Origin of the sequence: Alcaligenes sp. SMD-FA (assembly GCF_025960365.1) — a bacterium.
GTDB lineage: Bacteria > Pseudomonadota > Gammaproteobacteria > Burkholderiales > Burkholderiaceae_B > Alcaligenes > Alcaligenes aquatilis.
This window is the reverse complement of the sequence record NZ_CP110108.1, coordinates 771,406-789,560: the sequence shown is the minus strand read 5'-3', so window position 1 is coordinate 789,560 and position 18,155 is coordinate 771,406. Positions and strand designations below refer to the sequence as shown.

General features: G+C 55.9%; 14 protein-coding genes and 1 other RNA gene. 5 read left to right on the top strand and 10 right to left on the bottom strand.

Translation table 11 applies throughout. The features are described 5' to 3' along the window. Positions 1 to 7 precede the first annotated feature (7 nt). Both mraZ and rnpB read right to left on the bottom strand, forming a co-directional pair. Positions 8 to 436: a division/cell wall cluster transcriptional repressor MraZ gene (mraZ, locus tag OKX01_RS03630; protein WP_003803565.1), complete on the bottom strand. Its 429-nt coding sequence runs from the start codon at positions 434 to 436 to the stop codon at positions 8 to 10. A gap of 289 nt (positions 437 to 725) precedes the next feature. Continuing rightward, positions 726 to 1,132: RNase P RNA component class A (gene rnpB, locus OKX01_RS03625), an RNA gene on the bottom strand. 65 nt (positions 1,133 to 1,197) lie between these two features. On the opposite strand from rnpB, the gene OKX01_RS03620 reads away from it, so the two are divergent. Next, positions 1,198 to 3,012 (top strand): ATP-binding cassette domain-containing protein, encoded by a 1,815-nt coding sequence (locus OKX01_RS03620; protein ID WP_108728036.1) that lies wholly within the window; start codon positions 1,198 to 1,200, stop codon positions 3,010 to 3,012. Positions 3,013 to 3,028: 16 nt separating this feature from the next. On the opposite strand, the gene yfaE is transcribed toward OKX01_RS03620, so the two are convergent. From yfaE to OKX01_RS03580, 8 genes are all read right to left on the bottom strand, one after another. Next, on the bottom strand, positions 3,029 to 3,337 hold the full coding sequence (gene yfaE, locus OKX01_RS03615) for a class I ribonucleotide reductase maintenance protein YfaE (protein ID WP_094195744.1): 309 nt from the start codon (positions 3,335 to 3,337) through the stop codon (positions 3,029 to 3,031). Next, positions 3,334 to 4,470 carry a class Ia ribonucleoside-diphosphate reductase subunit beta gene (nrdB, locus tag OKX01_RS03610; RefSeq protein WP_094195743.1) on the bottom strand — a complete coding sequence of 379 codons (1,137 nt, stop codon included), beginning with the start codon at positions 4,468 to 4,470 and terminating at the stop codon, positions 3,334 to 3,336. Before nrdB ends, yfaE begins: the two co-directional genes overlap by 4 nt. A gap of 18 nt (positions 4,471 to 4,488) precedes the next feature. Beyond that, positions 4,489 to 6,768: a class 1a ribonucleoside-diphosphate reductase subunit alpha gene (gene nrdA, locus OKX01_RS03605; protein ID WP_094195742.1), complete on the bottom strand. Its 2,280-nt coding sequence runs from the start codon at positions 6,766 to 6,768 to the stop codon at positions 4,489 to 4,491. Positions 6,769 to 6,966: 198 nt separating this feature from the next. Then, entirely contained in the window at positions 6,967 to 8,793 is a 1,827-nt protein-coding gene (recQ, locus tag OKX01_RS03600; protein ID WP_094195741.1) for a DNA helicase RecQ, read from the bottom strand. Between the two features lie 9 nt (positions 8,794 to 8,802). Continuing rightward, a complete protein-coding gene (locus OKX01_RS03595) occupies positions 8,803 to 9,939 on the bottom strand; it encodes a hypothetical protein (RefSeq protein ID WP_094195740.1) in 1,137 nt (378 codons plus the stop codon). A gap of 21 nt (positions 9,940 to 9,960) precedes the next feature. Continuing rightward, positions 9,961 to 11,733, bottom strand: coding sequence for a ClcB-like voltage-gated chloride channel protein (locus OKX01_RS03590; protein WP_094195739.1), 1,773 nt, complete (start codon positions 11,731 to 11,733; stop codon positions 9,961 to 9,963). 8 nt (positions 11,734 to 11,741) lie between these two features. Then, positions 11,742 to 12,791, bottom strand: coding sequence for a cytochrome d ubiquinol oxidase subunit II (locus OKX01_RS03585; protein ID WP_094195738.1), 1,050 nt, complete (start codon positions 12,789 to 12,791; stop codon positions 11,742 to 11,744). Then, positions 12,788 to 14,128 (bottom strand): cytochrome ubiquinol oxidase subunit I, encoded by a 1,341-nt coding sequence (locus tag OKX01_RS03580; RefSeq protein ID WP_094195737.1) that lies wholly within the window; start codon positions 14,126 to 14,128, stop codon positions 12,788 to 12,790. Before OKX01_RS03580 ends, OKX01_RS03585 begins: the two co-directional genes overlap by 4 nt. Before the next feature lie 161 nt (positions 14,129 to 14,289). Here OKX01_RS03580 and OKX01_RS03575 point away from each other — a divergent pair, with 161 nt between their 5' ends. The 4 genes from OKX01_RS03575 (at position 14,290) to minE (ending at position 18,147) form a co-directional block, all read left to right on the top strand. Beyond that, a complete protein-coding gene (locus OKX01_RS03575; protein ID WP_094195736.1) occupies positions 14,290 to 16,047 on the top strand; it encodes a glutamine--tRNA ligase/YqeY domain fusion protein in 1,758 nt (585 codons plus the stop codon). 10 nt (positions 16,048 to 16,057) lie between these two features. Next, entirely contained in the window at positions 16,058 to 16,828 is a 771-nt protein-coding gene (minC, locus tag OKX01_RS03570) for a septum site-determining protein MinC (RefSeq protein WP_094195735.1), read from the top strand. Between the two features lie 223 nt (positions 16,829 to 17,051). Further along, positions 17,052 to 17,867 (top strand): septum site-determining protein MinD, encoded by an 816-nt coding sequence (gene minD / locus OKX01_RS03565; protein WP_094195734.1) that lies wholly within the window; start codon positions 17,052 to 17,054, stop codon positions 17,865 to 17,867. 1 nt (position 17,868) lies between these two features. Continuing rightward, complete coding sequence (gene minE / locus OKX01_RS03560; protein ID WP_042483380.1) at positions 17,869 to 18,147, top strand: cell division topological specificity factor MinE; 279 nt, start codon at positions 17,869 to 17,871, stop codon at positions 18,145 to 18,147. The last annotated feature ends 8 nt before the right edge of the window (positions 18,148 to 18,155 follow it).

Sequence of the window (18,155 nt, the reverse complement as noted above, 5' to 3'; positions counted from 1 at the left end):
GACTTACTCAGAAAGAAAAAGTGTCGAATACGTCTGTGGAGTTTTCAGCCAGATCCTGGGCCTGTCGGCGTTCCAGTTCCTGGGCATTCCACAACTCAAAATGGGTGGCCATACCCAGCAGCATGGCGTCGCGCTCCAGCCCCACTGCGGCGCGCAGTTCGGGAGCGATCAATATCCGACCAGCGGAGTCCAGATCAACGTCCTGAGCACTACCCAGCAGCAGGCGTTGCAAGAAACGGGCACTCATGGGAAAGCGGGCAATTTGTTCGCGCTTTTCTTCCCACACACTGCGCGGATACACCAGCAAACAGCCGTCGGGATGGCGAGTGAGGGTCAAGCGGCCTTGTTCCTGTTGCAAAAGCGCGTCACGGTGCCGAGTCGGAATGGACATCCGACCCTTAGCATCCAGTGTGAGTGCGCTGCTGCCTTGGAACACTTTTTTCCCCCACTTTTTTACACTATTTCCTACTTTTCCCCACTCTACGGGGGAAAGGCTTTGCGGTCAAGGCAGCGGTTGCAATTTTTTCAATCACAACAAGCACTTAGCGCACTATCCTAGAAGTGACGGGAAAAAAATACTGTGTTAAATCAAGAAATTGCGTTGTGCATTAAAAGTGAATTGTTATAAAAACGCGCACAAGCGACTCCTGCCAAGGATTCAACATCCTTAACAATTGCTTTCAAATGTACGAAATCAATGCAATTGGTGGCGAATGCCAGGAGAAGTGTGAGACAGGCCTATAGGCCGGATTCTGTATGCCAGCGGGAACCCGCTGACCGGCAATCATTCCTCTGGACCGACCATTGCTGGCCGGTTCTAGCTACCTACCCGCATACTAAGACGAGCCGCCTATCGGCTAAAAAGCCTGCGTATGCCTATTTGGTATTGCTCCGGGTAGAGGTTACCGCGTTTCACCCCACAGCACTTTGCACCGAAATGCAAGAAAACACGGAAGTGGCCGTATCTGTGCCTGCTTGCGCAAGCCCTTGCTGTGGTCTCGTCTCTGTGGCCCTAGTCCTCGGCTTATCTGACGTGATGCCAGCCTTGCCGGACGGCTGTTAGCCGCTACCCTGCTCTATGGAGTCCGGACCTTCCTCGATACTTGCGTACCGCGACTGCCCAGCCTGCCTCACAGATGCATTGTAACCTGCGACAATAGAGAAATTCGCAGGACGCGCTGTTTTATCTGGAGTCTTATGTCCAACAATCTGATTTCCCTGACCGATGTCCAGTTGGCATTCGGCCACCATCCCTTGCTGGACCATGCCGATCTGGTCATACAAAAAAACGAACGCATCGGTCTGATCGGGCGCAATGGTGCTGGCAAATCATCACTTCTGAAAATTCTGGATCAACGCCAGGCGCCTGACGACGGCCAGATCAAACGACTGGGTGGGCTGAAAATTGCCACCGTCGAACAAGAACCCGAGCTAGATCCCGAAGTCAGCATTTACGACTTTCTGTGTGGCGACTTCACCGAAACCGAGGACTGGCAACGCCCTGCCCGAGTCAATGCTCTGATGGACAAGCTGGGGCTGGACCCCGACGCCCTGACCGGCAGCCTGTCTGGCGGCCAGCGCAAACGCGTGGCCCTGGCCAATGCGCTGGTGGAAGAGCCTGATCTGCTCTTACTGGACGAGCCCACCAACCACCTGGACTTTGACGGCATTCTTTGGCTGGAACAGTTGCTGCTGGATTTTCGCGGCAGTGCCGTCATCATTACCCACGACCGCCGATTCCTGGATGTGGTAACTACCCGCATCATCGAGCTGGATCGTGGAAAACTCTTCAGCTTTCCCGGCAACTTCAGCCAATGGCAGGAACGCAAAGCAGAGTTCCTGGAAGCGGAAAAGCAACAAAATGCCAAATTCGACAAATTCCTGGCCCAGGAAGAAGTCTGGATTCGTAAGGGCGTGCAAGCGCGCCGCACCCGCGACGAGGGCCGGGTACGCCGTCTGGAACAATTACGCCGTGACCGTGCCGAGCGTCGCGAACGTTCGGGCGACGTCAAATTCGCCATTTCTGAGGGCCAACGCTCCGGCAAACTGGTTGCGGAACTGCAAGGCGTCACACACGGCTACGATGGCCGCATCCTGATCAAAGACTTCTCGACCGTGCTGATGCGTGGCGACCGTATTGGTCTAATCGGCCACAACGGCGCAGGCAAGACCACCTTATTGCGAATCATGCTGGGTTTGCAGGAACCCAATTCCGGTGTAGTACGCCACGGCACCAAACTGAATATTGGTTACTTTGACCAGATGCGTAGCCGCCTGGACGAAAACGCCACGCTGGCTGACACCATCAGCCCTGGCAGCGAGTGGGTGGAAATTGGCAATCAGCGCAAGCACATCATGAGTTACCTGGAGGACTTTCTGTTCCCCGCCGCCCGTGCTCACTCTCCCGTACGCAGCCTGTCCGGTGGCGAGCGAGCCCGACTAGCACTAGCACGCATGTTTGCTCAACCGACTAATGTATTAGTACTGGACGAGCCGACTAACGATCTGGACATTGAAACGCTGGAACTACTGGAAGATCTGATTCAGGATTACACCGGCACTGTGCTGCTGGTCAGCCACGACCGTACCTTCCTGGACAACGTAGTTACTCAAGTCATTGCTGCTGAGGGCGACGGCCATTGGGGTGAATATGTAGGTGGCTACGACGAGTGGCTGGCGCAACGTCCGCAAACCAGAACCGAGACAGCGGCCAGCAGTGCTCCAGCGCCAGCCGCAGCCGAAAAATCTGCCACCGAGCGCAACACCAAGACTGCCAAGCCTGGCCGTCTGGCGCCATGGGAAGAAAAGGAACTGGAAGCGCTGCCCGAGAAAATTGCAGCCATAGAAAGCCAGCAAGCCGAACTGGCAGAACAACTAAGCGCACCGGATCTCTATAAAGATGGCTCTACCCTGGCCGACGAGATCAACAGCCAACTGGATCAGCTCAATAAAGACTTGGAGCAGCTATTTGAACGCTGGGAAAAACTGGAAGAAAAACGCTTAGCCAGCTAAAGGGGAGACGGAGGAATCAGGGATTCAGCCCTGTAAAGCCGAACTGATCCACAGATTCCTCTTCAGTCCGGGCAACGCGCTGACAATCGACCATGATCGGCTCGAGTACCGTGCAACAACACGGCAGAACCTCGCCTGGGCCGACATACGCTAAGGGCTGCTCTTTATAGGCAACCTTTCCATAAACAAGAGGAATACGGCAGGAGCCGCAATAGCCGCTCCTGCATTGGTACTCGACCTGATGGCCGGTTCGCTCCAAACCTTCCAACAAGGTTTCGCCGTCCCGCAACTGAAAGTAATCATCAGTTGTCCGGACTAGACTCATAGCTCAATACCGTCGAAGTCGCCAGCCGACACGGCCGAATCAATCTGACCGACCAGGTAAGAGCTCAACTCCACCTCTTGAGGTGCCACCTGCACGGTGTCCGAGGACAACCAGGTGTTGATCCATGGAATGGGATTGTGTTTGACAGACTCAAACGCAGGCTTCAGGCCCACTGCACCCATACGGATATTGGTGATGTATTCCACATACTGGCTCAGAATGTCTTTGTTCAGGCCAATCATGGAACCGTCGCGAAACAGGTAATCCGCCCACTGCTTCTCCTGCTCGGCCGCGTCTTTGAACATGTCAAAACACACCGGCTCTAGCTCATGAGCGATCTGAGCGAACTCAGGATCGTCACTACCAGAACGCAAGATATTAATGATGTGCTGCGTACCAGTCAGGTGCAGCGCTTCATCACGAGCGATCAGGCGAATGATCTTGGCATTACCTTCCATCAACTTGCGCTCGGCAAAGGCAAAGGAGCAGGCAAAGCTGACGTAAAAGCGGATGGCCTCAAGAATATTGACGCTCATCATGCACAGATACAGCTTCTTTTTTAGCTCATAGAGGCTCAACGTGCGAGTCTCGCCGTTGATCTCATGTTCACCAGCCCCCAACTGGGCGTACAACATGGTGTCACTGATCAGGTCGTCGTAATACGACGAAATATCGGCGGCACGCAACTGGATGTTCTCGTTACGCACGATGTCGTCAAAGATAACGGACGGATCATTGGCAATATTGCGAATGATGTGCGTGTACGAGCGTGAGTGAATCGTCTCGGAAAACGCCCAGGTTTCGATCCAGGTTTCCAGCTCTGGAATCGACACCAGGGGCAGGAAAGCCACATTGGGGCTACGCCCCTGGATGGAGTCCAGCAAGGTTTGATATTTCAGGTTGCTGATGAAAATGTGCTTTTCATGATCAGGCAGGTTCTGATAGTCGATCCGATCCTGAGTGATATCGACTTCTTCTGGGCGCCAGAAAAAGGACAGCTGTTTTTCAATCAGCTTTTCAAAAATCGGATATTTCTGTTGGTCGTAACGCGCTACGTTAACCGGCTGCCCAAAGAACATGGGCTCTTTGAGCTGATCGTTATCCGTTTTAGAAAAAGTACTATAGGTAGTCATGATGCTCTTTACCCTTGCTTAGATCTTGCACGCGCCGCCTGCGCAACCGTCGTCCTCTACTTCGCCATGCGAATCATCCGCTCCGTCGCGGGTGTTGTGGTAGTACAAGGTCTTCACACCGTATTTGTAGGCCAGCAGCAAGTCCCTGAGCAGTTGCTTCATCGGGACGCGACCACCCTCAAACCGCTGTGGGTCATAGTTGGTGTTTGCAGAGATCGACTGATCGACAAACTTCTGCATCACGCCAACCAACTTCAGGTAGTCGTCGTTGCCGGGCATTTGCCACAGCAATTCGTACTGATCCTTATATTTTTCAAATTCAGGCACTACCTGACGCAGGATGCCATCCTTGGATTGCTTGACGGACACCAGACCACGCGGGGGCTCAATACCGTTGGTGGCATTGGCGATCTGGCTGGAGGTTTCCGACGGCATCAGGGCGGTCAGGGTCGAGTTACGCAGACCATGCTTGACGATGTCAGCACGCAAGGCTTCCCAATCCAGGTGCAACGGCTCGTTGCAAATACCGTCCACGTCTTTCTTGTACGTGTCGGTAGGCAGCAAACCAGCGGCGTACGTGGTTTCGTCGAAGGCCTCGCAAGGACCGTATTCGCGCGACAACTGCACCGAAGCCTTCAACAGGTAGTACTGGATGGCTTCAAACGTGCGGTGGGTCAGACCCAAGGCAGCAGGATCGGAGTAGCGGGTGCCGTTCTTGGCCAGGTAGTACGCGTAGTTGATAACGCCAACGCCCAGGGAACGACGCTTGTTGGTTGCATTCAGCGCGGCCTTGACCGGGTAATCCTGGTAGTCCAGCAAGGCATCCAGAGCACGAACAATCAGTTCAGCCAGGCCGTCCAGCTCGTCCAGGGACTCCAGAGCCCCCAGGTTGAAAGCCGACAGAGTGCACAGTGCGATTTCACCTTCAGGATCGTTCAGATCGTTCAAGGGCTTGGTGGGCAGAGCGATTTCCATGCACAGATTGGACTGGCGCACAGGAGCGCGGTCAGCCTGGAATGGGCTATGCGTGTTGCAATGGTCCACGTTCTGAATGTAGATACGGCCGGTGCTGGCGCGCTCTTGCATCAGCAAAGAGAAAAGCTCCACGGCAGGCAGGCTGCGCTTGCGGATGGCGGGATCTTGCTCGTACATCTCGTACAGACGCTCGAACTCGTCCTGGTCGGCAAAGAAGGCTTCGTACAAACCGGGCACGTCATGCGGCGAGAACAGCGTGATGTGGCTGCCCTTGATCAGGCGCTGGTACAACAAACGGTTGATCTGAACGCCGTAGTCCAGGTGACGGATACGGTTTTCTTCCACACCACGGTTGTTCTTCAGGACCAGCAGTGTTTCCACTTCCAGGTGCCACATGGGGTAGAACAAGGTTGCCGCACCGCCGCGCACGCCGCCCTGCGAGCAGGACTTCACCGCAGCCTGGAACATCTTGAAGAAAGGCAGGCAACCTGTGTGTTGTGCTTCACCACCCCGAATTTCGCTGCCTACAGCGCGAATACGTCCACCGTTGATACCGATACCGGCACGCTGTGACACGTAACGAACAATGGCGCTGGTCGTGGCATTGATGCTGTCCAGGCTGTCGTCACATTCGATCAGCACGCAAGAGCTGAATTGACGGGTGGGTGTGCGCACGCCAGCCATGATGGGCGTGGGCAAGGAAATCTTGAATTGCGATACGGCGTCGTAAAAGCGCTTGATAAAGCCCAGGCGAGTATCGGCCGGGTAACGGGCAAACAAGCACATGGCCACCAGCATGTACAGGAACTGGGGACTTTCGTAGATGCGCTTGGTCACGCGGTTTTGAATCAGATACTTGCCTTCCAACTGCTTGACGGCACCGTAAGAGAAGTTCATGTCACGCCAGTGATCCAGATGCGCATCCAGCTCATCGAACTCGGCGCGCGTGTAGTCTTGCAACAGATGCGGATCGTAGCGACCCTCCTTGGTTTGCAAGGTCACATGATCAAACAGGCTGGGAGGCTCAAACTGGCCAAAAGCGATTTTGCGCAGGTGGAAAATCGCCAGGCGGGCAGCCAGATATTGGTAGTCAGGCGTATCTTCAGAGATCAGATCCGCCGCCGACTTGATGATGGTTTCGTGGATATCGCTGGTGCGAATGCCGTTGTAGAACTGAATGTGAGAGCGCAGCTCTACTTGAGAGACGGACACATTACTCAGACCTTCAGCAGCCCAATCAACTACTCGGTGAATCTTGTCGAGGTTAATAGGTTCTGTACGGCCATCTCGCTTAGTGACCATTAACTGTTCGGTTGATTGCATGTCAGTCTCGGAAATCGGTGGTGGTTGACGGGGGACGCGGCTTTTGCAGCCGCCAGCGTCAGTTGATGCACACCATATATAGTGTGATATTGCCGCCATTCTACTACATATAGCGGATTGAGCGAATAGCGGTTTTGTCTTTGCAACGCAAATTCAGCGTAAAAAAAATGCAACCAATCTTTGCGCCATTAACAATTTTTATTGCGTTTGCAGTTCTTGAACGCAGCGCAGCAAAGCCTCGCCATAGGCTTCTCTTTTGCGTACACCTATGCCTGTAATCGGCTCCAGATCAGCCTCTGAGCTGGGGCAACGGATGGCAACTTCCCGCAAAGTGGCGTCATGGAAAATGACATAGGCCGGTACGCCGTGTTCGCGTGCGGTAGTGGCACGCCAGGCACGCAAAGCCTCGAACCGTCGCTGTTGATCGGGCTCCAGAGCAGGTCCGGCAGGCGCCTGACCTTTTACGCGATGGGCGGCCGGCCCACGTGTTACGGTTTCGCGCCGCAACATCAAGGTGCGCTCCCCTTTGAGCACTTCTCGGCTGGCCTCGGTCAGCAACAAGGTGCCGTACCCTTCCGGGTCGACCGCGACCAGACTATGCGCCAGCAACTGGCGCAGCACCCCGCGCCAAGCCTGATCGGTCAGCTCCTTGCCCACACCAAAGACGGTGAGCTTGTCATGCTCATGCTCTTTGACACGCTCGGTCAGCTTGCCCAACAAAATATCAATAAGATGGCCGGCGCCAAAGCGCTGGCCACGCTCGCGCCACAATCTATAAATAGTGGACAGCATTTTCTGCGCGGCCACGGTGCCATCCCAGGCTTCTGGAGCCTCCAGGCAAGTATCGCAGTTCCCACACGGTTCGATCTGCTGATCGAAATAGGCCAGCAAGCGCTGACGGCGGCAGGAAATGGTTTCGCACAGGCCCAGCATGGCATCGAGCGCATGGCCTTGCTGGCGCCGGTGTGCCGCATCGCCTTGCGACTGGTTAATCATGCGATGCAATTGCACCACGTCTTGCAGGCCATAGGCCAGCCAGGCGGTAGCGGCTTCACCATCGCGCCCTGCCCGCCCGGTTTCCTGGTAATACCCTTCTACCGATTTGGGCAGGTCAATGTGGGCCACAAAACGCACATCCGGTTTATTGACGCCCATGCCAAAAGCAATGGTCGCCACCATGACCACCCCTTCTTCTCGAAGAAAGCGAGCCTGGTTGATGGCGCGTTGCTGTGCATCCAGCCCTGCGTGGTAGGGCAAGGCATGAATACCGTTCTTGCACAGAAACTCGGCCGTGTCCTCCACGCGAGAGCGCGACAAACAATACACAATTCCCGCATCGCCCGAGTGCTCTTCCTGAATAAAACTCAAGAGCTGCTTGCGCACCTCGTTCTTTTCGATGATGCGATAGCAAATATTGGGGCGATCAAAACTGGCGACAAAATGCCGGGCCTCTTCCAGCTTCAGGCGCTGGGCAATTTCTACCCGCGTCAACTGAGTGGCAGTGGCCGTCAAGGCAACCCGCGGCACCCCTGGCCAGCGCTGAGCCAGCAAATCCAGGCCCAAATACTCCGGGCGGAAGTCGTGCCCCCATTGCGATACGCAGTGGGCTTCATCAATGGCAAACAAGGAGACCTGGCCGCGTGCCAGCAAATCCAGGCAGCGATCTGTCAGCAAACGCTCAGGGGCGACATAGAGCAAGTCCAGTTGTCCCGTCAGAAACTCGCGCTCGACCTCGCGGGCGGTCTGCCAATCCTGGGTGGAATTCAGATAGGCGGCATTCACACCCAATTCATTGAGCGCATCCACCTGATCCTGCATCAAGGCAATCAGAGGGGACACGACCACGCCGGTGCCGGGTCGCACCAAAGCAGGAATCTGGTAACAGAGCGATTTTCCGCCGCCGGTGGGCATCAAGACCAGGGCATCACCGCCTTGGATCAGGGTCTCGATAATCTCGTGCTGAGAACCACGAAAACTGTCATAACCAAAAACTTCCTGAAGAACCTCAAGTGCTGACTGGGCCATGCCGCCTGCTTAAAAAATCGGAATAGAAAAACGCAGCGCGATGTTCGACTGGCGACTTTCCAGATGACGGCGAGCTTGCAAACCCACCCTAAGGTGGGGACTGTACCAGAACTGCTGCGTGACCCCAAGGTAGCGATTCTGCCCACCGGCCATTGCCTGCTGCACCTCGTACTGAGTCTTGACCTCGCCCCAGCGACGCAAAGGCACGGACAGCCCCACCACCTGTCGGCTGCTGGCCGCATCGATCTTCATGCCCTGATAGCGGCTTAGATCCAGGAAGTGATCCTGGTAGCGTTCGCCTTGCCATTGCAGGTGCAAATCATCCAACACATCCAGGCCGTAAGCTGCCTGATAGCGCCAGCCCTGCCCCACCGCATGGGAAGCCTTGGCCACACTGGCCTGCCACACCCCAAAATCAGGGGAACGGTAGGTAGCGCCCACCCCGGTCAGGCCAAAATCACGCGCGCTTTCCATCTGGGTATCAATACTGGTCCTGCTGGTGACGTCGGTGCTGACCATCAAGCTGCTTGCCGACGATCCGTACACCAGATCCCCATTGTCTTGCTTGCCGGTTATATCCAGCGCACCGACGGCCAGCGCATAGCGCCAAGGACCAGCCGGGCCTTGTTCAAACTGCTGGGTAATATTGATGCCGCCCAGCTCAACAGGCCGAGCCCAGTCTGGGGCCGTCACCGTGTCATTACCTAGGGTCAACTGCAAGCCATCTTCATTGACGTAGCGCCAATTGCGCTCGCCAAACTGCCAGACCTGATCGGGTGCGCTGCTCAACCAGCGCCCATTCCAGATCGGCGAGGACTGCTGACTATATTGAATGGAGCGAGCCAGACTGGCAGTAGTGGAACCGCTCAGGCTGAAATCAGAAAAAGAAAAATCAAGGGACGCGGCAGGGTTGAGCAAATCCTGGTCGCCCTGGCGATGCCATTGCGAAGCATCAAAAAACGGCTCTACCGGGGGAAGGTCCTGAGAGGGAATCGCCTGGGCCTCATCCACACCATACACCTGCGTGGCAGACAGGTTCTCCAGCCCGACACGGTTTTGAGCAGTGGCCAATGGAACAGCGAACAGCATGGCAAGACCGACAATCAGCCCGCCTGCCAAGCCTCGCTGGCAAGCTTTGGTACGCATGGTTTATGTCACAAAAAGAGTTTAGCGCCGGGCATCCAACATCACTTCGCCGCTCGCATCCAAGGAGCGTTTGATGGCGGAGTATTTTTCCAGCACAGCAGACTTATAGACTACACCAATCAGGCGGCCCGAGCCGTCACCATTCAATACAGGCAGGCGCTCTCCGGCAAAGCTGACAAAGTGCTCCTGAGCCTCGTCCAGGCTCATATTCGGGTAGAGCGTCTTGACGAAATCCATACGCAAAATATCGCCCACCACACGCTCCTGGGCAGCGTTGTCGTCCAACAACATCCGGGTCAGGTCAGGCTGGGCAATCACACCTTGATAGATCTGCTCCTCGTCCACCACATAAAGATAGCGCACGGGATAATCCAGAAACATTTGCAAGGCATCACGCATTTGGGTGGTGGTGCTGACCACGGTATCGGCCGGACGCACCAACTCGGCCAAGGTGGTGTGACGCAATTTGTGACGTAGCAAGGCATCGCGTTCGCGCACCAGTGTGACTTCATACATGGCCACCTCGGCCACACCCCGCGAGACAAAATAGGCCATGACACAGGCCACGATCAGCGGCAACACCAACTGATAGCTCAATGTCATTTCAAACAACATCAAAATGGCCATGAAGGGCGCACTGGTTGCCGCCCCCAAAAACGCCCCCATGCCCACCAGGGTGAACAGATACAAAGGCAAGTCCAGACCCGGCAAGATCAACACGCTCAACTGGCCAAATAAAGTACCAAAGGCGGCGCCCACAAAGATCGCAGGGGTGAACACACCACCGACAGCGCCCGAACCGACTGTCAGGCCCGTCGCCAGAACCTTGAGTGCCAGAATCAGCAGCACGCTGTACCAGGCCCAGTCGCTATGCAGCATGGAAGACACGACACTGAAGCCGTTACCTGCCACGCGCGGCATCACGATCAGCAAAAGCCCCAGCAACAGGCCCCCCAACGCCAAACGCAAGGGCAGACCCAGGCCGGTACGCTTGAACAGAGTGCGAAACAGATTGAGCAACTTCAAAAAAGCGGGCGCAGCCAGACCAATCAGCACTCCCAGAACCAGAAAAGGCAGAATGTCCCAACCCGCAACCGCCTGCACATTGGTCATTTCATAAGGAGCGTGATAGCCGCCCAGCACACGCATGGTCAGATGGGCACTAACGGCTGCCATCAACAAGGGGCCAAAGCTGCTCATGGTCATGGTGCCCAGCACAATCTCGGCCACAAACACAGCGCCGGCAATAGGGGTGCCATAGGCGGCAGCCACCCCGGCTGCGGCACCACAAGCCACCAGCAAACGCAGACGAGCTTCACCAAACAGCGTGAAACGGCCAATCGCAGAAGCAGACAAGGAAGCCAGGTGTACCATCGCCCCTTCCCGCCCAATAGAGCCGCCCGAGGCCACCGTCATCAAAGAGGACAAGGATCGCAGCAAGCCCTGGCGAATGGACAAACGGCCATCACCAATAGCCACTGCTTCCATATAGTCTGAATTGCTGCCCGACGGCAGACGCCCCGCCAGCCACAACAAGATACCGGCACACAGACCGCCCAAGGTGGGAAACAAAAGGCGCATGTACCAAGGCAAGCTTTCCGTTACCGCGACGATGCCACCGTGCTGTCCTGTGACCACTTGCTGCACAAAGCGCATGCCCTGATGAAAGGCCAAGGTCGCCAAGGCCCCCAGGATACCGGCCAAGACCGCCCAGGCCAGCATGGCGGGCATGTCAGACAACCACTTGAAACCCTGCAGACGCTTGCGCATCGACAGCACGGAATGGGCAATCATAAAAAAGGTCAGCCTTTAAAGCTGGGCGGCAAAGGTGGGCGGGACAATCCAAACATACGCCAATACACCCACACGTTAAATATCAACACGATGGGCAAGGTAATCACAATCGCCGACAGAATCAGGCTCAAGGCGGGTACCCCGGCGGCGGCGTCCCAGATCGTCATCTCGTCCAGAATCAAATAGGGAAAGAAACTGAAAGCCAAACCCGCCATGACACAGACCATGACGAACAAAGTCAGCAAAAAGGGCAAGGCGGTAGTGCGATAGCTGCTGTTGATCATGCGCTGCAGGCTCATTTCAATCGACACAAAGCAGCTAAGGATCAAGGCCCACAAGAACAGGACCAAGCCCCAGTAAGGCCCATCGCTCCATTTAAGCAGCACACCGGCATTCACAAAGGCCAACACCACCGAAACGCCCACCGCACCGGCCGCAAACCAACGCACCGAGCGACGCCCCCAGTTCACTGCACGGGCACGCAGTTCGCCTGCCTCGCGCATGATGAGCCAACTGGCGCCCAACAAGCAGTAAGCGGCAATAGCGCAAAAGCCCATGAAGATAGAGAACCAGATATAGCCCGCATCGCTTTGAAAACCTACCACGACTTGTGCCAACAAAACGCCATGGGAGAACGCCGTCAACCAGGAACCCAGGGCAAAGCCCATTTGCCAGCGAGACTGACGCTCTACCGGTGCACGCAGCCGGAACTCAAAGGAGACGGAGCGGACAAAGACACCCACGCCCAAGGCGCATAAAGGCGCATACAGCCCCCCCATCACTGCACCCCAGGCTTTAGGAAAGGCGCAGACAAACAAGCCCAAACCCAGAAACAACCAGAACTCGTTGGCATCGCGCCAAGGGCTAAGCAAGGACAGCATGCGCGGGCGCAGGGAATCCGGTGCCAGCAAGGACAGGCAGCCCACACCAATATCGAAGCCATCCAGAACCGTACCGGCCACAATAATCAAAAAGAACAGGGCCAAAAAGGCCAGCGGCATCCAGAACGCGGGATCATGGGCCCCCAAACCCAGCGCATTTGCAAAAGAATCAATCATGCCCGACCCCGATGACGTGCGATCGGCACCACACCAAAACGAACGGCATGTCGTAATTTCTGGAAAAAACCAATCATGCACAAGACGTAGACCAGGCTATAAAACAGCAAACCCAGTCCCACAGTAAAAACAGGTTCGGTACTTTGCACTTGTACGGCCTGAATATCGTTACCTACCAGATAAGGCAGAAAGCCCAGCAAGACATACGCTGCGCCGCCCAACAACATGATCCAGCCCAGTACAGACGCGACCACCATACCCTGGCGCTCTCTATAAGAAAGCGAATGCGGATCCAGGCCATAACGACGGGTACGCAACCAGACCCACATCAAGAGAAAAAACATCAATGCGCCGGCCAGCACCGCCACACGAAAGGACCAAAAGGTCAAGGTAACGGGGGGCATGGCTTCAGAAAACTGATCCAGACCCATCAGGATGCCACTGTCATTGCGACCCAGCCAGCGACCACCGGCGTGTGACCAGCGCAACACACCCAGGACGCTGTCCTGCATGGCCGAGGGCGCAGCGACCAGAATCAGATCAGGTTGCGAGCCGCTTTCCCAATACGCTGCCGTCGCCGCTGCCTTGGCAGGCTGATGCTCGGCTGTCATGAAACCATTGCCCACCACCGCAAAAACCAGGGCCAGCCAAGCGGCGGCGCCTAAAAACAAGGCACTACGAAAAGCCAGGCGCTCCTGATCGGTAACCGGTTTTTGCATGGTCTGCGCACAAGTCACGCCCAAAATAAAAAAGGCGACCGTCAATAAACTGCCTGCAAATAATAGACCGGCATACCACGGCAAGGCCGGTGTGCTGAGCACATCCAGCCACTCCAGCACCACGTAATGGCCTTCAATAACATCCACCCCCGTTGGCACCTGCATCCAGGCCACCATCGCCACCAGCCAAAATGCCGTCACGGTGACGCCCAGGGCCACCATCAGCACCACCAGGGTATGAACCAGATTGGAGAGCATGCGCTGGGCAAACAGCATGACTCCCAGAAAACAGGACTTGAAGATAAACAGCGACAACATGGAGGCGGCCAGCATCGGGCCAATCACATCACCTACCTGCGCCATCAGCCCTGGCCAGACGCTGCCAAACTGAATCAGTACCGGCATGGACGCAGCAAAACTTAAAATGAACGCCAATGCGAACAGACGCACCCAAAAACGGTACGCGCCCATCCAGGCCGTTGCGTTGCTGCCGAAGGTTCTGACTTTGAAATACAGCAACACCCAGGCCAACCCCAGCTCCAGAGCCAGAAACAGCAGCATGAATCCCAGACTAAGGAAAAACTGGGCATGAGACAGGGAAAGGGCGGAGTGCGTCATAATGAGCGCTAGTGTAGGGTGAATTGGCCAGCAAACGCCACCATACTACCCCAAGTTTCCTTCTGATTTTTCAGAACACGTTCATGGGGTAAATACCCCTCTAAAACAAGAACGTGGCAAAATGGCCGATTCGTCTGTCGGCTTCTTTATTTCAAACGTGTATGACCTCTGACACCACTCCCGCTCCCGTATCTAATTTTCTGCGCACGATCATCGACCAGGACTTGAGCGCTGGCCGTTACGCACAAAAGACCTGGGCCGGTCAGCCGGGCCCGGCAAGCACCCAGGAAGGGGCGGCTGTTGATGCCGCGCGTATTCGTACGCGCTTTCCCCCCGAGCCCAATGGCTATCTGCACATCGGGCACGCCAAAAGTATCTGTTTGAACTTCGGGCTGGCCAGCGACTACCAAGGCGCCTGCCACCTTCGTTTTGACGACACCAATCCTGAAAAAGAAGAGCAGGAGTACGTGGACGCCATTATCGACATGGTGAAATGGCTGGGCTTTGACTGGACCTTCAAGAAAGAAGAAAACCTGTACTTTGCCAGCGACTACTTCGACTATATGTACCAGTTTGCCGAAGCACTGGTAAATGCGGGTCATGCCTACGTTGACGAACAGAACGCTGAACAAATGCGTATCAACCGTGGCACCCTGACCGAAAAAGGCGTGAACTCGCCCTGGCGCGACCGCCCTGCCGAAGAATCCATCAAGCTCTTGCGCGAAATGCGTGACGGCAAGCACCCCGATGGCAGTATGGCCTTGCGTGCCAAGGTTGACATGAGCTCGCCCAATATCAATATGCGCGACCCGGTCATGTACCGCATCCGCCACGCGGAGCACCATCGCACGGGCGACAAATGGTGCATCTACCCCATGTACAGTTGGGCACACCCCGTGGAAGATGCGTTGGAGCGCATCACCCATAGCCTGTGCACCCTGGAGTTTGAAGACCAGCGCCCCTTTTACAACTGGATTCTGGAGCGTCTGGTCGAGCTGGGTCAGTTATCCGACCCATTGCCCAAACAATACGAGTTTTCGCGTTTGAACCTGTCCTACGTGGTCACCAGCAAGCGCAAACTGCGTCAACTGGTTCAGGAAAACCGCGTATCAGGTTGGGACGATCCGCGCATGCCTACCTTGGCCGGTTTGCGTCGCCGTGGTTACAGCGCCGGCGCCATCCGTCTGTTTACTGACCGTCTGGGTGTGTCCAAAGCCGCCCAGCACGTGGACTACAGTTTGCTGGAACAAGCTTTGCGCGATGACTTGGATCCCGTGGCCGACCGTAGCGTTGCCATTCTGGATCCGATCGAACTGATCATCACCAACTACCCCGAAGGCCACAGCGAGCTGTGCCACGCACCGCGCAATCCGCACAATCCGCAGGCTGGTCAACGCGAGTTCCCTTTCTCCGGTCGCCTGTACATCGAACGCGAGGACTTCAAGGAAGAGCCACCTAAAAAGTACTTCCGCCTGTTCCCTGGCAATACCGTGCGTCTGAAATATGGCTATGTCGTGCGCTGCACCGGCTGCGTGAAAGACGAGCAAGGCAATGTCACTCAGGTTCTGGCTGAATACCTGCCCGACACCAAGAGCGGCACGCCCGGTGCGGACTCGGTCAAGGTCAAAGGCAATATCACCTGGATCAGCGCCGAGCACGCGATTGCCGCCGAGATCCGTCTGTACGACCGTCTCTTTGCCCATCCCCAGCCCGACGCGGCCGACCAGGACTTCCTGGAGCACATCAACCCGAACTCGCTGCGCGTGATTCAGGGCTGGCTGGAACCCGGCACCAAGGCCACCCCCGATGCTCGCTGGCAGTTTGAGCGCCTGGGCTACTTTGTGGCTGACCGTGTGGATTCGACACCAGAAAAACCCGTTCTTAACCGTACAACGACTCTGAAAGACACCTGGGTCTAAGGCTATTGACGTGAACGATCAGACTCATGCCAAGGGGCCTCAAGCCCTGGATTTCAAAAGCGCCACCCTGTACGCCGTACGAGTGGTGCTGCGTTCGGCTGATACAGCCGAGCAATTAGCCGCACTGGCTCAACGCATGAAAGACGCTGGCTCCTTCTTTGAGGACGAACCCGTCGTCATCGATGCCAGCGCCATTGACGCGCCGGTGGACTGGACCGCACTGGTGGACGCGCTGCGTCAGCACAAACTGCATCCGGTCGGCATCATTGCCCACCCCGGTCATGCCGACAACGCCATCGACAGCGGTTTGCCACACGTTGAACTGTCCAACCCACCTGCCCGCCCACAAACCCAGGCAGCTCCGGACAAGGACGTGCCCGTGCTATCGCAAACGGCCCAGCAACAGGTACCCGCAACGCCCACCCCACCGCCGCCTGCTCAAGCCCCGGCTGCCCTTCTCATCAACCGTCAGTTGCGCTCCGGCCAGCGTATCTATGCGCGCCACACCGACCTGATTGTGATCGGGGCAGTCAGTCAGGGCGCAGAAGTAGTGGCCGATGGCAATATCCATGTTTACGGCCCACTGCGAGGCAAAGCCATGGCCGGTGCCCGTGGCGATACCAAGGCACGCATCTTCACGACCGAGCTGGACCCGGAACTGATCGCTATTGCCGGCGTGTATCGCATTATTGAAACGCGACTGGATGCGCAGTTACGCAACAAGCCAGCCGTGGTCACGCTGGAAGACGACACGCTCAGATTTGATCCCCTGAGCCCCTGACAGTACAAGGCGCCGGCATTTGCCGGCGCTTTTTATAGTGGCTTGCACTGAGAGCCCGCCTGAGAGCAAGCAAGTGCAAGTGCAACCGTGTAAGCTGACACGGAACAAAGCAATTGATATGTTTTGTTTCTAAGCAGTAGGTAAAGTGGCAGAACGGATGTCAAAATAAGGCCCGTTATGCTTTACGATTATGTGACTTGAAAAACAAAGGAATCCGATTGTCATGGCGCGTATAGTTGTAGTGACCTCCGGCAAGGGTGGTGTGGGCAAAACCACCACCAGTGCCAGTTTTGCATCTGGTCTTGCGATGCGCGGTCACAAGACCGTGGTCATCGACTTTGACGTCGGTTTGCGCAACCTGGATCTGATCATGGGTTGCGAGCGACGCGTAGTGTATGACTTCGTCAACGTGATCCAGGGCGAAGCCACATTGAACCAGGCCCTGATCCGTGACAAACAGCTGGAAAATCTGTTCATCCTGCCCGCTTCCCAGACGCGTGACAAAGACGCCCTGACCCGCGAAGGCGTGGAGAAAGTACTGGAAGAGCTCAAGGGCATGGGTTTTGAATACATTGTGTGCGATTCGCCCGCAGGTATCGAAACCGGCGCCTTGATGGCCTCCTACTTCGCAGACGATGCACTGGTTGTGACCAACCCCGAGGTGTCCTCGGTTCGTGACTCGGACCGCATCCTGGGCATTTTGGCCGCCAAATCGCGCCGTGGTGAACAAGGCAAAGAGCCCATCAAAGAATATTTGCTGCTGACCCGTTACAGCCCCAAGCGCGTATCGGACGGCGAGATGCTGTCCTTGCAGGACGTGGAAGATATCTTGCGCATCAAACTGATTGGGGTCACTCCCGAGTCGGAAACCGTGCTGCAAGCATCCAACCAAGGAGTACCCGTTATCCATCTCAAAGAAAGTGATGTGTCCCAGGCCTATCAGGACATCGTAGATCGTTACCTGGGTGGTGAAAAACCGTTGCGTTTTGTGGATTACGAAAAACCAGGGCTATTCAAGCGCCTGTTCGGAGGAAAGTAATATGTCTTTCCTGTCCTTCCTGCTCGGTCACAAAAAAACCTCGGCAACGGTCGCCAAAGACCGTCTGCAACTGATCCTCATTAACGAACGTGGTCAAGGTGGGGTTGCCCCGGACTACTTGCCCCGCTTGCAAAAAGAGCTGGTCGAGGTCATCTCGCGCTACGTGAAGATTAATCCCGATGACATCAAGGTAAACCTTGATCGCCAGGACTCGCTGGAAGTGCTGGAAGTCAAAATCGAAATGCCGCAAATTGATGCCAGTGCGCTGGAAAACAAGTAAAGCGCCAC

What these genes read in the sequence shown, in the direction of transcription:
- OKX01_RS03620 (WP_108728036.1), top strand. Translation starts at nt 1,198, where the DNA reads ATGTCCAACAATCTGATTTCCCTGACCGATGTCCAGTTGGCATTCGGC.
- yfaE (WP_094195744.1), bottom strand. Translation starts at nt 3,337, where the DNA reads ATGAGTCTAGTCCGGACAACTGATGATTACTTTCAGTTGCGGGACGGC.
- nrdB (WP_094195743.1), bottom strand. Translation starts at nt 4,470, where the DNA reads ATGACTACCTATAGTACTTTTTCTAAAACGGATAACGATCAGCTCAAA.
- nrdA (WP_094195742.1), bottom strand. Translation starts at nt 6,768, where the DNA reads ATGCAATCAACCGAACAGTTAATGGTCACTAAGCGAGATGGCCGTACA.
- recQ (WP_094195741.1), bottom strand. Translation starts at nt 8,793, where the DNA reads ATGGCCCAGTCAGCACTTGAGGTTCTTCAGGAAGTTTTTGGTTATGAC.
- OKX01_RS03595 (WP_094195740.1), bottom strand. Translation starts at nt 9,939, where the DNA reads ATGCGTACCAAAGCTTGCCAGCGAGGCTTGGCAGGCGGGCTGATTGTC.
- OKX01_RS03590 (WP_094195739.1), bottom strand. Translation starts at nt 11,733, where the DNA reads ATGATTGCCCATTCCGTGCTGTCGATGCGCAAGCGTCTGCAGGGTTTC.
- OKX01_RS03585 (WP_094195738.1), bottom strand. Translation starts at nt 12,791, where the DNA reads ATGATTGATTCTTTTGCAAATGCGCTGGGTTTGGGGGCCCATGATCCC.
- OKX01_RS03580 (WP_094195737.1), bottom strand. Translation starts at nt 14,128, where the DNA reads ATGACGCACTCCGCCCTTTCCCTGTCTCATGCCCAGTTTTTCCTTAGT.
- OKX01_RS03575 (WP_094195736.1), top strand. Translation starts at nt 14,290, where the DNA reads ATGACCTCTGACACCACTCCCGCTCCCGTATCTAATTTTCTGCGCACG.
- minD (WP_094195734.1), top strand. Translation starts at nt 17,052, where the DNA reads ATGGCGCGTATAGTTGTAGTGACCTCCGGCAAGGGTGGTGTGGGCAAA.
- minE (WP_042483380.1), top strand. Translation starts at nt 17,869, where the DNA reads ATGTCTTTCCTGTCCTTCCTGCTCGGTCACAAAAAAACCTCGGCAACG.